Raw genomic sequence first — 15,308 nt, forward strand, 5'->3', positions numbered from 1 at the left:
AATGTCAAAAGTTACAGGTAAAGTTTCGCAGATCATTGGGCCGGTGGTTGATGTTGAATTTCAATCCGGAGATATTCTTCCAAAAATCTACGATTCACTAGAAATCACTAGCAAAGGTGGTTCTAAGTTGGTGCTGGAAGTGCAATCACATATTGGTGAGAATACCGTTAGAACCATATCAATGGATTCTACAGATGGTCTAAGCCGTGGAACTGATGTGCTGGCGACGGGTAGTGCTATTCAGATGCCTATCGGAGATGACGTTTACGGTCGTCTTTTTAATGTTATCGGTGATGCTATCGATGGTTTGGGTAACTTGCCAAAATCTGGCAAAGACGGTTTGCCTATTCACAGGGAAGCTCCAAAATTCGAAGATCTTTCTACCTCTACCGAGGTTCTATTCACGGGTATCAAGGTTATTGACCTTATTGAGCCTTACGCTAAAGGTGGTAAAATTGGTCTCTTTGGTGGTGCTGGTGTTGGTAAAACCGTATTGATTCAAGAATTGATCAACAACATCGCTAAAGGTCACGGTGGTCTATCTGTATTTGCAGGTGTTGGTGAAAGAACCCGTGAAGGAAATGATTTACTTCGTGAGATGTTGGAGTCTGGTATTATCAAATACGGTGATGATTTCATGCATTCTATGGAAGAAGGCGGTTGGGATTTGAACAAGGTAGATAAAAATATAATGAAAGAATCTAAGGCGACTTTCGTTTTCGGTCAAATGAACGAACCCCCTGGAGCCCGTGCAAGGGTTGCTCTTTCTGGGTTGACTATAGCAGAATATTTCCGTGATGGTGCTGGTGAGGGTCAAGGTAAAGATGTTCTTTTCTTCGTAGATAATATTTTCCGTTTTACGCAAGCAGGTTCAGAGGTATCGGCACTATTGGGGCGTATGCCATCTGCGGTGGGTTATCAACCAACTTTGGCAACAGAAATGGGGGCCATGCAAGAGCGAATTACATCAACTAAAAGAGGTTCGATTACTTCTGTACAGGCGGTTTACGTTCCTGCGGATGACCTTACGGATCCTGCTCCTGCGACAACCTTTGCTCACTTAGATGCTACTACCGTATTATCTCGTAAGATTGCCGAGCTTGGTATTTATCCTGCGGTGGATCCTTTAGATTCTACATCACGAATTCTTACGGCCGATATTTTAGGTAATGATCATTACAACTGTGCACAACGAGTTAAAGAGTTGTTGCAACGATATAAAGAATTACAAGACATTATTGCCATCTTGGGTATGGAGGAATTATCCGAAGAGGATAAATCGGCTGTAGGTCGTGCTAGACGTGTTCAGCGTTTCCTTTCTCAGCCTTTCCATGTGGCAGAGCAGTTTACAGGTATTCCTGGTGTTCTTGTTGATATTAAGGAAACTATCAAAGGTTTTAATATGATTATGGATGGGGAATTAGATCACCTTCCGGAATCTGCCTTTAACCTTAAGGGAACTATTGAAGAAGCAATCGAGGCCGGTGAAAAAATGTTGGCTGAAGCGTAAATAGTGATGAGTTAATAGTTCAAAGTTTTGAACACTTTGGCCTTTGACTTAAAACTTAAAACTAAAAGGAAATGTATTTAGAAATAGTTTCACCAGAAGCCACCTTATTCTCAGGAGAAGTTACCTCGGTAACCGTTCCGGGTGTGAATGGCGAGTTTCAGATGCTGAACAATCATGAACCTATTATTTCTTTGTTGCAAGAAGGTAATGTGAAGGTAGATGGTAACGTTGTGATTGAAGAGGCTTATACCTCTAAGTTTTCTAAGGATGCAGACGGCAAAACCATTTTACCGATAACTAGCGGAACGGTAGAAATGAAAGACAATAAGGTTATTGTTTTGGCCGATTAATTGTTACCCAATAATAGAATTAAAAAATGCCCGAAGAATTACTTCGGGCATTTTTAGTTTAGAGTATGAATCAAAAATTATTTCTTTATTACTTTCCTTAAAGTCTTTCCATAAGGAGTTTCCAATAAAACAGCGTATACTCCGGCCGGTAGCCCTGAAATATCAAAAGGAACCTGATATAACGAGGCACCTCGCTCTTTTTTGGAAGCTATCAGCGCGTTATTCGCCAAACTAAACACTTTTATACTGACATTCCCCCGTTCGGTCATATGTACATCAGCGGTGAATTGCCCATTGGTGGGATTAGGGTAGATAAGAAAATCTTCTACTAATTTACTTCCATTAGCCGTTGCTTCCTCTCTTACGGTAGGGTCCGATTGATTGATAATTATCTTTTTGGTTTGTTGTGCTATACAATCCCCTCTATAGGTTATTATTCCAATCTCATATTCACCGGCTTTACTAAACTGCAATTGAGCTTCGTCGCTATCCGAAGAAACAATTATGGCCTCATCGGGAAATATCCATTCTAGTTTATCAGGAAGCGGATAGCTTATGTCTACGGCAATAATTGTTTCATTTACAAATGCCTGCGTAGAGGCGGCCAACTCCGCATTAATTTCCTCTGTACTTATATCTACTGATATGGAACCCTCTGCCTTACATCCTGAAGAAGAGGTTACAGTGACCATATAAGTGCCACTTTGGGTTATATTTATGCTAGGGGAATTACTTGTAAATCCGTTACTCGATGTCCAACTATATAGGGCGCCCTCATCTTCTACACTGGCATCTAAAGCCAATTCTTGATTTACGCATAAGGTTTGGTCTTCTCCTAAATCGACTTCTACCGGTTTTGGGTATTCGATTAAGTAGGTTCGTGTAATGGGTCCGTTTTCCAGCCCCGTTACGGTCACGGAATAGGTGCCTGGTGCCAGTTCGGTAATGGCATTGGTGGTATCACCCGTACTCCAGTCGTAGGTGAAGTTACCATTACCTTGATTCACGAGTAGGGAAATGCTTCCATTTGTATCTCCTTCACATGCAGGTTGTACGATGGTTTCTTCAACAATATCGGGTTGGGTGATTTCAAAAATTTCCATCAACTGGCAACCATTATCATCTGAAATGGCAACCTGATAGCTGCCTGCCGTTAGGTTGGAAATATTTTCCCTGCCTTCTATTCCCAGTCCGTTGGACAGTTGAGTCCATTCAATATCAAAAGGAAAAGCCCCTCCTGTCAATTCCAATGAAATACTACCGTCATTAGCATTGTATTCCGAAACATTGATGATGTTACTATTACTGATTTGCAGGGCATCTGGTGCTGCTTCTACTATAGCTGTGATTTCCGTATAGCAACCGTTAATATCTGAAATAAACAGGGTGTATTCCCCTGCGGGAACATTAAATAGGTTTTGGGTAGTTTCCCCATTGCTCCATGAAAATTCATAGGGAGCCGTTCCACCCGAAAAAGCAATTTCTACTGCCCCCGTAGCTTCTCCACTGCAAAAGATAGGGGTAGTGCTCAGTATAGAAACTGTAAGCAAATCCGGTTCGGTGATTACCACTATTTCCGAATCGGTACTAATTCCATTGGAATCAGTAGCCCGAAGAAAATAACTTCCCGGACCTAAATCGACCAATAAGTTGGAATCTTCCTCCAATTTAGTGTCCGAACCATTTATTTGTTGAAACCACTCTAGAACATAAGGTGCTACACCCCCAATTACTTGTGCCGTAATTTCTCCAAAAGTATCCCCACTGCAAGGGATAAATTCCATTTGAGAGGCGGTAACTATGAGTTCACCTGGTTCGGTAATGGTAAAAGACTCGTTTAGAACGCAGCCATTGGCATCTGTTACTAAAATGGAATAGTCTCCCTCCATTAGGCCACTGACATCTTGTGTGTTAGTTCCGTTTATGTTCGGCCCTGTCCAATCATAAGTAAAAGGTGGTACGCCACCTTCAAAAATAGGGGAGATGGCTCCATCGCTTCTTCCTTCGGCACTGACCGAAAGCACAATAGTGTTTTCGTTATCCAAAAGAATCTCGGGATAACTATCTACCACCACATCGGTTTGCACCATTTCACATCCATTGCTATCACGAACGGTAACCGTATAATTTCCGGCATTCAAAGAGCTGAAATTGCCTGAGGGTTGAAAGTTATTACCATCAATGCTGTAACTATATCCGGGAGTACCACCTTGGATATTGTTTATAACGATACTGCCTTCGTTGGTGTTAGGACAGGTGCCGGTTGCAACGATATTGGCTGTGATGGCGTTAATATTATCAATTGTCACAATCGCACTCTCCAGAGCATTGGGAACGGAACCATCGTTTAGAAATAGTTGGTACTCTCCAGGAGGTAAGTTTTCTATGGTGTTTACATCTATGGTCTGAACAAACAAAGAGCCATCTCGGTACCAATCAAAAGTAACGGGCGAGGTACCCACTACATCAGCGGTAATGATGGCATCGTTGGCAGCAACACAGCTCATTTGGTTGACCACGGTAATGCTGTTAATGGATAAGGGGCCGGGTTGGGTAATTTCTATTTCCAAGGGGATGGAAGAACATCCATTATCGTCTGATACGGTAATTTCATAGCGTCCCTCAATTAGTCCCCCAATATTCTGGCTAGAGCTACTGAAGGAAGTGTTATTAGGTCCTTTGCCTTCCCAACTAAAAGTGTAATTTTTGTCGGTGTCAATCTCAGGAAGCCCACCGGAAACAGAAATTGTAATTGCCCCGTCATTTCCCCCATTGGTACTAACATCCTGAACGGTAGGGGTAATGGTTATTTCTTCAGGTTCTTTAATTTCTTCTTGAGCAGAAGGGGAGGATAAGCAAATGGGCGAATTTCTATTTCTCAAAATTACTTCATAAAATCCACTATCTAAATTTGAAATTATATGATCTATTAATGGCTCCCAGCTAAGTCCGCCATTTAATGAATAATCATATTCGGAGGCACCTGACGCAGAAATTTCAAGACTGCCATCATTGGCTTCAAAACAACTGGCATTTGTTGGAGAAATTTCCAATATTTCAATGCTATTGGATTGTGGAACTATTATCTCAGCAGCTTCTGAGTATGCTCCTTCAGTTTCAAAATCGCCTCCATTAGAAATAGCTTTAAAGGAATAGATTCCAGGAGTTAAACTCTCTAAAGTAGTGCTTGACTCTCCCGATATTTGGTTGCCACTGGAATCGTACCATCTAAATTGAAAAGGGGGTGCGCCTTCTGTTACTTCCAAGGTTATGCTACCGTCCATTTGACCTGAACAGCTTGGTGCAGTGGCATTTATATTTTGAATAGTGGGAAGTTGATTGGCTGTTAATTCAAATTCTTGAGATGTATCAGAACAGCTTGAGCCTGAAGAGAGGGATACTGTGGCCTGATACCTGCCCTCTGGCAAATTCTCAAAAGTGTAAGTGGATTCGGTTGTATTAGTGTTTGAGGCATGCAATACAAAGCTACTACTGGCTTCATCATATTTGTAAAGAGAGTAATTAAAACTACCGCTGCCTTGGGCAAGGGTAATTCTGACGGAACCATTGTTTAAACCTGAAGCGGATGGGGGAAGGCCAAATGAATATGAAGAGTCATCATTAATTTCTAAAGCTACCGGTGTGGCCAGTATTATAAAAGAATACGGATTGTTTTCATCGTTGGTGCAATTATTTGAATTGCCTGTATATTCGACCAAAATATTAACGGTTTGGTCATTTACGGATGCGGGAATATTAAGGGTTGAAGTAGTGGAATTGTAATTGCCACCATTTATGCTATACTGAAACTCATAATCTGACAATGTACTGGAACCTCCACTTAAATAACCTCCATCAGCATTAAGTTGATATACTGTATTTTCCCCAATACAAGCAGCAGAACTAACCAAAGATGATGAAGCGGTTATTTCTGTTGGGCGTTCTATACTAAAATCATCTGTAATAGCCGCACTACTCACGGTACCATCTCCGTTTAATACTTGGTGAACGGCAAAATAGTCTTTACCTCCCGTAGCCCCCGCAAGACCTTGATACTCCCAGTAATAAGTGCCGTTATCATTGATTAACTGGTCATCGGCATCTGATATAGTTTGAGGAGTAATTCCGGCAACAGTTGGGTTATCTTTTTCTAGGTCGTCTTCAATGTTGTTGGGTGGAGTGCCTTCATATAGATATACCCTTAAACTGCTGTTGTTAGGTAAAGCATCGTCAAACTCAAACCGCACACCACCATTATTTTCACCTGCACATTTTTCAGGTTCAGGTTCAATATGGTTCAGGTTAAGGCCACATGAAAGCCAAGAGTAATTAATTGTTTTTTTATACCCACCATTTAAATTATTGGTAACCACAAATGTTATTACTTCTTCAATATGGTCAGTTGGGTTATCCGGAAATAAATCGGTTAGATTAAGAGTTTTTGATTGTGAAAAGAAGTTTAGAGGCTTTTCTGTTGGATCTGAAGCGGTATAATAAGACCAAGAATAGGCTTCGTTTGGGTGTCCAGGGGTTGCACTGAAGGTAACGTCTTCAGTGTAACATTTAGAGCCTGAAGCATGACTTGCGTTAATATCTATTTCTGGAACAATACTAATTGAACCTCTCAAAAAATACCCTTCTGTGTTTGTGAGTACAAAATGGGCATTAGAACCAACAGTTACAGAACCAAAATCGCTATTGGATAAATAAGTAAAATTTCCCATACTAGCCATTGCTAACCAATTTAGAGTTTGGCTAGTGCTTCTTCCGGAAAACTCCTCTCCATAGGTCACACTTTCCATTCCTGAAGGTGGGGTGGGTTCGATAATCTTGTTATAATCAATTACATCACCAACTTGAATTATAATTTCGGCCCTATGTGGAGCCTCAGGAGAAAGATACCGGTATTCCACATACACATCATATTGTCCAAACATGTGAATGGATGTAAAAAATAGAATTAAAACAACAATATTTTTCATATTCTCAATAATTAACCTCAATGACCTTAATAGGAGAAAGTTGACCGTTTTCTGAAAGGGCCTGTAACCCATAAGTATATGAAGTGTTAATGGTTAATTGTGTGTCATTATATCTGTTTTTGGCACCTACCATTGTTTTATATAGACTTAGCTCTTCCTTTGAAGTGCCCTTAAAAAGTCTATATTCTGTAACATTTCTATTTCCTATTTTCCATGAAAGATTTATAAATCTTAGTTCCCTGTTTGCAGTACCAGTAAATGACAAATCTTCCATTTCAATTGGTTTTTCCATCCTGCGTATAGTAGCCGGATTTGAGGGCTCACTTTCAAGCCCCTTATTGTCTGTGGCAACAACTGTATAACTGTATGTTTTTGCGGGTAAGGTTTCCATGTCTAAAAACAAGGTGTCCAGTTTAGCTGTCTCATATATTTTTTTCCAAATTACCTCTTCGTTTCTGGTGTCACTTCTATAAATTGAGTGTGAGACCACATCTAGGCTACTGCTGGGTATCCATTTTATTTCGGTGCCCTTTTCATTCATATGGTAAGAGGAGATTACTGGCGCAGAAGGAGGCGTTACATCAGGAAGGGTGACCTCTAAGGTTTCTGAAAGTTGAGAGGCATTGAAACGTTGGTCTTCCGCTAATAGCTTGTAATAAATTTTTCTATTTAGATTTTTAATATTTAGCGTGTCGGAGAAAAGATTTTCTTTTACCTCTACCGAGGTCACCTGTGAAAACTCTGCATTGGGGTTGTTTGATCTAAATATTCTGTAGCCTAACAAATCCTCCTCACTATTTTCTTCCCAAGAAAGATGTACAATTCCGGTGGTGTCTATCTTTGCGGTTAACCCCACCGGTGGCTTTGGCGGTATAGAATCTACGGGTTGAACGATAGAAGCAAAAGAGGGTCTTTCCACCTCATTGTTACCTATGGCAACTACTTTAAAATAGTTGATTCTTTGAAGTGGTGCGTATGTGGTTTCCCTACTTTGTGGGGGTAGAAGTTCACCTACGTCCATAAAAAAATCGTCATGGTTATTGGCACGTCTAAGTTGAAAGCCCTTTATGCTTATCTCCTCTTCTTGATTAAAGCTCCATTTAATCCTTACCCCATTTTCTCCTTCAAAAATCCTTTTTTCAATTATGGGCGCAAACTTGGGTGTTGGCATGGCCATGGCGGAAAGTGCTTTTGAAGGTGGACCAGTTTCATCAAAGGCGGTCAGTCCCTTAATACGATAGTAGAACTCTTTATTGTTAGGAACGGAGTCTTTATAGACTAAAGTCACATTTTGCTCATCTTCGGGTGTTTGGGCGTTAAATATAGGTTGGGCCTCAAGCCTTTTAAAATTGTTTCCATCCTCCGATTTTTCAATAGTATACCTAGAATAAAACCGCTTCAGCATACCGTAGTTCCATTCCAAAATTATTTGACTGTCTTGGGTAACTATGGTATAACCAAGCGGAATTGGCAATCTTTCGTGATAAGGGTAACCGGTCAAAACCGCACCTTTTGACTGCTGGTCTATAGGCAAAGTGGAGTCTGCTAAGATTACATTATAGACATAAGTTTCATTTTCATCCACGTTATTATCCGTAAAGGCTAGTCCACCCAACTTAGCGGTTTCAAAGCTTTGCTCAGCGGCTAACAGGGCAAAGGTAAAGCGCTGTTCGTTTTCATCATTTATGGCCATAATGGCTCCAGTGTCCGTTCCAGGTGCTGTGGTGTTGAAGGTAGTTCCAAAAATGGACTGGGCCATAACAGCTGCATATTCATTTTGTTTGGCCAATTCTTCCCAGTTTGGTAGAGGTTCGGGTTTTATTGGGCTGGCTGTTAAACGCTCTTCTACCGGATTTTTTAGTATTTCGCCTTTTCTGGTGAGGGTGGTTCGAGTAATGTGATATCCATTTTTATTTCCTTGTTGCCATAACAAGGGTCGGGTAGGAGACCACCTTAGTTTAATGTTATCTTTTAAAGCTCTGGCCAGAACTGCAACCTGAATTTCATCTACCTGTGCAGCAGAAGGCATCCAACAGAAGGCGAACAATAAGACAAAAAGTGTCCTTATCAGTATAGTATGTTTTTTCAAAACCATATTAATCGTTCACGTATTTTATTTGGTATCCTTGGCTATATAAATTTCCTGGTGTTCTATAGATTAATTCCGCTTGATAGGATTTGTTGAATCTAAACGCTGGGAATGATTTTTTTAATAACAAATTGTATTTATCGTATATATCAGGATGTTCGGAAGGGTCAGGGTATTTGTTGCTTAGGGCGCCTCTTAAGTAGACGAAATCTTCATAATATTGGTAGGGTAAATTATAAATAAATGGTATTCTATTTTTTACCCAAGGAGAATTCGGATCGTTTTCGTAATCCCTTTTATACTCATATCCGATATAAAAAGACCTGATGGGAGGTACTCCGAGCACAGCTTCATCCCTATTAACAAGTATACCGTCTATAGGGTAAATCGGATCTGAACCTGTTTTATTATACATAATAGGCAAAATGTCTCTTTTATAGTAATCATCTTTTAAAATGGCTTGTGCGTAGACCAAAGGTTCAGGGTTATATCGGTTAGCATATATTTCCGGTTTGTCAAAAGCTTCATAGTCTGCAACCTTTATAGAAAGCGATTGAACCTTGGCATAAACATCTAAAGAGTCTTCTGCATTATAGTAGAAAATATTATTGGTTAGGTTGTCAACTACCTCTAAACTGTTTATTTTATCCTTGAAGCTAGCATGTTTACTTGTCCTAAATTCCATATCTAAAATAGATTTAGGGGCTGCATCGTTCATCTTAACCCCAGTCGCTTTTTTCTGGGAAACAACGGCAGTAGAGTTTACATCATCCCTTTCTGTTTGTGTATCGGTTCCTGGGTCATACCAGTTTGTATTTACTTGTTCGGTATCGTAAACTGTTTCTTTTTCTTCAATGAAAATTTCTGAAGGGGCCTCTTGCCCTGGGGGGTAGACCATTAAATCTAAACGATACTTAGAGTTTGGTACCAACTCCGGTATATCAAAGAATACCATGCCTTTTTGTTTGTCATATCGCAACGGCGATCTTATCCCTTCATTAGTCAATAGGGAAACAAATTGTGCTCGCATTTCGTATCCTCCTTCAAAAAGGTAATCTGGAGCTTTTTTTGGTTTTACATAGCCCGTTGAATATTCTTGTGGATAAAAGTTTTTCATGTCTTTCACAGGATAGACGTAACTAACTTGTTCCCATGGAATGTGGTCGGGTGCTTTGGTTGTTTTAAAGCTTATTTCCTTTTTTTCAACTACTGGTTTTCCATCTTTTACCAAGGTTTTATAGGCCCCATTTATTTTTTCGTCGAAGCTTACCTCAACCACGGCAATTATTTCCTTTTCGGAAGGAAGGGTCTTTTCAGAAACGAAGGTTACCGCATCGTTATCTTCATTCCATTCAAAAGTTCCTGTAATTTCCTTTCCTTCCTGGGTTAAAGAAAATTCTTTTAATTGTATTTTAAAAGTGCGCTTTCCGTCTTCTAGATTTACATCAACATCTTTATTGACAGGATAGGTGAACACAGCCTGAGGAGCGGCATAAACAGAAACATCGGCATTACCTTCTCGAGGTACAACATCTGAAATTATTGGCACCCCTATAGTGTCGGAAATTCCTTCAAATTCACACTCTTCCCCTGCCTCAAATTTCATTCTCATATTTCCCTTGATCAATCCGCCCAAAATCTCATAACGCATCCCTACATAACCATTTAAATAAATAGGATTGGGAAACTGACCTCTTAACATGGCTGCAACTCCTGCATAAGCAATAGGAAACTTCCCTTTTATAAAGGCCAAATCTACCTCAACACCAAACTCGCCTTCTAAATAGGCGTAAACCTGACCCATGGAATACCAGCCGTTATTACCAATAGGCCCTGGTCTACCCACACATTTTGCATCAGGATAGTAGGCATGCATAATATCAAAACCACCACCAAACTCTAGATAGGCATAAAAAATGAGATATTGGTATTTGTATTGATATGAGAAATTTAAACCAAATGCAAAGCCTTTTGCGGCTTCAAATTGTCCATCTTTCCCTTGTCTGTTGAGTTCTGCCACATCTGCACCAAGAATTCTTACTACTTCATCCCTTGGGGGAAAGGCCGTAGATAATTTAGTACCCGTCATAAAATAGGCTTGTACATTTAGCTCGGCTACCTTTACATCAAATGTTAAGGATATAGGTGTTTCAGGTGTGCCTACATGTATGTACCATTCTTGTGGGTCTTTATGAATAACGGCCCTGCCAGCAAGGTTATCTTCATTTCCGCCACGAATACCCTCAAGGTCTATATAAACCTCAAATTCACCATGAAAAGAGTCGTTGACAAAATCTTTTTCAATACCGACGAATACACCAACACGTCCGCTAGAGGCAACCTCCCGTTTGGGAATAGCATTTTTAGATAGCCCGAGAAAATCATTGTCTTTTAGAAAGGTTTCGGCCTTATGCGCATTTTTTTCGATAAAATCGGACATTTTGTCTAAGAGTTTATTGTTTTCCAGCAATTTCGCTTCAGGGGAGGTGTAAGAGTCACCACCCATTAAGGAACCTTCCCCTGTAAACCCGATTCTATTTAATCCTCCATGTGAGTTAAATTCCATTTCTATAAATACCTTGGCGCTAAAGGAAGATGAATTGCTCGTTCCTATACCCGCACCTGCCCTTAAGCCCAGCCCGGTATTTGCATCAGGAACATATACCGCTTTGCTCGGGTTGAATTCAGTAGTCTTACCGTCGGTTAGACGTTGCATTTTATTTGAAAGCCCACCAGCAAGTGAATTAATAGGTAGTTTGCTAGAGCCACTTTCTTTTGAGTCTGACCAGATATCAACAAACCAATATCTGAATTCCTTGCTGCCGAACATGGCTTTCGCAGAAGCCTTGTAATTAAGTTTGGTAATATCTACCGAAAGCTCACCAGCAAAACCGTTACCATAGGTGGGGTCTTCATCCATAATTTGAAGACCACCCGTAAGGTGTACCCCACTTTTTTTATAATCAATCTCAACCCCATCTACTTTTACTTTTTCAAACTTCCAGGCCTGTATTTTGGTAGATTCTTCCAGTTTCCCCAAAATGTCCATGCTGGTGGTGGCGTGGGATCCGTCACCATCCAGGTTAATTTTGAGTCCGAAAGAAAGGCCTACCTGATTGCCCGGGGTTACCAGTTGCAAGTTTTCTACCGATGCCGGAAAGTTCATCAGCTTCATATCTCCGGTAAACCCTAAGCTGGTAGCGCTAATGGCTTTTTTACCGGGTTCGGTTTCGAGTTTTAATTCTTGAAATTGGATACCGGGAAAATTGAAACCCTTACCACTTTCTTCGGCCTCTTGAGCGCTTGGCGATTTCTCGCCTTCTTTTTGACCTATTTTACCAACGATGGAGAGTTGACCCGTAAGGTTGGCAGAAGGGTATACCTTGCCATCTTTTACATCAATAGCCACGCTAGAGTTTTTTGCCAGTTGCATTTCCCCTAAAAAGACGGGAGTTTCGTAGTTGCTTTGCAGCCCCACTTCCAGACCGTAACCGTTTTGGTCTATATAGCCGGAATAGTCCATGGGTTCCTCAAAAATAGGTACGGCAATATCACCGCCCATAGAACCTCCGGTTAGGGAATTTCGGGAAAGGGAAATACTTACGTCCTCTATTGTAAACGCCCATTTTCCGGCGGCCCCATCACCTGTTTTAAGTACGTTCTCCCCATAAAAAGTGCCAGATACCCCTTGACTGTCAAGCACCAAGTCTTTGGCGCCAAATTCTACCCGTCCGCTGGATTTTTTGGTGTCCTCTATTCCTTGGGGTAGCATAACGCTTACCTCTTCGGCATAAAAGCCACGCCATAGTTTTTCATCGGCACCGGAATAAATGTTGTTGTATTCTTGCGGAAGGTTGAGGTTGGGCGCGCTACGGCTATCACTAAGGTCTAAGACCACATTCTTTAGGTCAAAGCCCCAACCGGTCAAGCCTACCACCTCAAAACGGGGAAGGTCTACATTGATCAAAAGGTCGTTCCAGCCTTCCGACTTTACACTAAAAGAGGCCCCCACGTAGCATTTGTTGTCTACTACCTGATCTTCCATGTCCTTTAGGTACTGGTTGTCTCTACTATTGCCGCAGGTATATTGGCCATCTTCATTTAGGGGCAACAGCACGTTTCTTGAAACCCGAAGATCGCCTTCCAAGCTAATGCCCTTTAGGTTGGAACAATCGAACTCTATAAAGGATTGGTCGCCAAACGAATTGGCCTTGAGGTCTATGCCCCCTTTGAGGGTCAACAGCCAGTTGTCTCCCTGCATGGGAATGGCCTGATTGCCCAAAAGTACCAGTTTCATATCGCCTGATAATCCGCCCTCATAACTGAGCTTTACATTTTCGGCACCAAAAAAGAGTTGTCGTTCAATGCCGCGGTCTTTTTCATCGTCCACTTCCCCTTTTTCAGGAACGGTCATACGCGCCCATACCTTTAGTAGGGCATGGTTGGGCGTAAATTCTACCTCGGTAATGGCCAATTCTACGGAATTGCCCGAAGTTTGGTCCGTTTTTTTAAGCCCCACCGGAAGCTCCAACAATTCATTGCCGGTTAAGATTTCTACAAAGCGACCCATCTTGGCCACCGCATCTACGGCGCCCTTGGCATTGTTTATCAATTTTTCTACGGCCGGGTTTTGTTGAAAGTTCTCCGCCATAAAGGTCGCATTGAACTCCGGTTGCCGTTGGGTAAAGGGCACATTAAAATTCTGGTTTTCGGATAGTTTTTTGTCTAAGGAAGGGAAGGAACGGAACTGCTTTGTTGTTGGTTTTAGGGTTGTGCTTGTAGCACTCCCCTGACCCTCCCCTGGAGAAGCGAATACATCCCCCGCCCTGCGGGCACCCCCTTCAAAGGGGGAATTGTCCCCTTGAGGGGACTTTAGGGGTGTAATCTGTGCGTGCCTAGCCGTTTGCAATGCGGCCAATTGCTGCAAATAGGTGAGCTGTTGTTTCCTTTTTTGTTGCTGTAGGGTGGTGTCCTTTGTTTTATGGACCAAACTGTCTTTAGAACCGGAAACAAGTGGCGTAACCGCATACAGTTGCAAGCTGCAAAACAGGCTGCATAGAATGAAAAGTAGAATATGTGGGTAGTTGTTTTTCATCTATTTGGTTTTACTGTTGAATGCCCGGTTGTGACGGATATAGATCATATATTTTGTTCATATACTTACAATCATCTGCTACCTTAATCAATATAGTGTCTCCAATCTTTAGATTATTTAGAGAGGTCTTAGGTGACTTAATTGATTTGGTCATTTTACCATTGAATTCAAATTTAAAGGAACATGTGTCCGAGTTCTTAGTAATGAAAATATTATAGATAATTGCAGGGATTACTTTGTGCGGTTTGGATTCGATTAACAAGTTCAAATTCTTTTCGTACTTGCGCCCAGTATAAAGAAGGGTGAGTAATGGTAAGAGAAAATAATATCTTAAGGGCAAATCTTTAATTTTTTTTATTTTAACGTATAAATAGCCTAAAAAAGCCATTAACGTCCACGAGCCGATTGATTGGTAATATGTGGTAACGGATAATTTATAAAAATTGCATGCCTCAGTCCATAATATATCACCACTCTCAGACAGCACAATAAGCATTATGAGGCTATAATAAACGACAGAAATCAATATATTTAAAGTTCGGTTCATTAATCAATATCAAGATGTTTTTCAGTCTTTATTTCCCATCCCCCCGCTAGCGCGAGCGTCACGCTCGTGCCATTAAAGATTTGGTTTATATGTATCTCTTTAATTTTATTCATAGCATACCTAGTATAATACCTTGGTTATCAATTTTTATAACCGTTTCGTCATCGGCATAGTTCCGGGCACTGCTGTACTTCCAATGTACAGGTTCCGTCACTAAACCTGCCTCCACAGGATTGTTATGTATGTAATCTATCTTCTGTTTGATTACTTTATTGCCCCTTACTTCAATAGGTTTGTTGTGTTGTTGCCAAAATTGTCTTTTGGTAACATTACTTTTCTTTTTTCCTGCTCTTTCCATCATCCATAAGAGCCATTCTTTTCTACTTTCCTGTGGGTTTTCTTCAATTTCTTTTATCAATTTTCTAGCTGTATAGCCCTTAAAATCTCTTAGCAACCCTGATGGGTCTTCATTCTTCGACCTAAAGACAAAGTGAACGTGGCTCGGCATAAAACAATATGCAAATACTTCCATTCCTTTTTCTGCTCTGCAATAGTTGATAGCTTGTTCTAGTATTGAAAAATAGGTTTGTCTTATAAACACATCTATCCAAAACACGGTCGCGAAGCTTACGAAGTAAGCTGCTGTAGGGTTGTTGAATTTGTGTTTTCTACTCATTCTACTTTTTATGTTATTTCTTTTTTATCATTGTTACTTTTCTAATGTTGCGGGCACGA

General features: G+C 40.8%; 6 protein-coding genes. 2 read left to right on the plus strand and 4 right to left on the minus strand.

The annotated features are described in order from the left end of the window. Window position 1: 1 nt before the first annotated feature. Both atpD and IV512_RS06265 read left to right on the plus strand, forming a co-directional pair. Window positions 2–1,510, plus strand: a complete 1,509-nt coding sequence (gene atpD / locus IV512_RS06260) for a F0F1 ATP synthase subunit beta (RefSeq protein ID WP_209401666.1) — start codon at window positions 2–4, stop codon at window positions 1,508–1,510. A 71-nt stretch (window positions 1,511–1,581) separates the two neighbouring features. Continuing rightward, complete coding sequence (locus IV512_RS06265) at window positions 1,582–1,860, plus strand: F0F1 ATP synthase subunit epsilon (RefSeq protein ID WP_100870073.1); 279 nt, start codon at window positions 1,582–1,584, stop codon at window positions 1,858–1,860. A 77-nt stretch (window positions 1,861–1,937) separates the two neighbouring features. Here the strand turns inward: IV512_RS06265 and IV512_RS06270 are convergent, their stop codons facing one another. The 4 genes from IV512_RS06270 to IV512_RS06285 all read right to left on the minus strand — a co-directional run bounded on the left by IV512_RS06270 (window position 1,938) and on the right by IV512_RS06285 (window position 15,249). Continuing rightward, window positions 1,938–6,842: a T9SS type A sorting domain-containing protein gene (locus tag IV512_RS06270; RefSeq protein WP_209401668.1), complete on the minus strand. Its 4,905-nt coding sequence runs from the start codon at window positions 6,840–6,842 to the stop codon at window positions 1,938–1,940. Window positions 6,843–6,846: 4 nt separating this feature from the next. Then, on the minus strand, window positions 6,847–8,937 hold the full coding sequence (locus IV512_RS06275; protein ID WP_209401670.1) for a hypothetical protein: 2,091 nt from the start codon (window positions 8,935–8,937) through the stop codon (window positions 6,847–6,849). A 1-nt stretch (window position 8,938) separates the two neighbouring features. Next, a complete protein-coding gene (locus tag IV512_RS06280) occupies window positions 8,939–14,026 on the minus strand; it encodes a hypothetical protein (RefSeq protein ID WP_209401672.1) in 5,088 nt (1,695 codons plus the stop codon). 656 nt (window positions 14,027–14,682) lie between these two features. Then, on the minus strand, window positions 14,683–15,249 hold the full coding sequence (locus IV512_RS06285; RefSeq protein WP_209401674.1) for a transposase: 567 nt from the start codon (window positions 15,247–15,249) through the stop codon (window positions 14,683–14,685). Window positions 15,250–15,308: the final 59 nt, after the last annotated feature.

Origin of the sequence: Pseudozobellia sp. WGM2 (assembly GCF_017810075.1) — a bacterium.
In the GTDB taxonomy this organism is placed as follows: domain Bacteria; phylum Bacteroidota; class Bacteroidia; order Flavobacteriales; family Flavobacteriaceae; genus JADNYK01.

What these genes read in the sequence shown, in the direction of transcription:
- atpD (WP_209401666.1), top strand. Translation starts at nt 2, where the DNA reads ATGTCAAAAGTTACAGGTAAAGTTTCGCAGATCATTGGGCCGGTGGTT.
- IV512_RS06265 (WP_100870073.1), top strand. Translation starts at nt 1,582, where the DNA reads ATGTATTTAGAAATAGTTTCACCAGAAGCCACCTTATTCTCAGGAGAA.
- IV512_RS06270 (WP_209401668.1), bottom strand. Translation starts at nt 6,842, where the DNA reads ATGAAAAATATTGTTGTTTTAATTCTATTTTTTACATCCATTCACATG.
- IV512_RS06275 (WP_209401670.1), bottom strand. Translation starts at nt 8,937, where the DNA reads ATGGTTTTGAAAAAACATACTATACTGATAAGGACACTTTTTGTCTTA.
- IV512_RS06280 (WP_209401672.1), bottom strand. Translation starts at nt 14,026, where the DNA reads ATGAAAAACAACTACCCACATATTCTACTTTTCATTCTATGCAGCCTG.
- IV512_RS06285 (WP_209401674.1), bottom strand. Translation starts at nt 15,249, where the DNA reads ATGAGTAGAAAACACAAATTCAACAACCCTACAGCAGCTTACTTCGTA.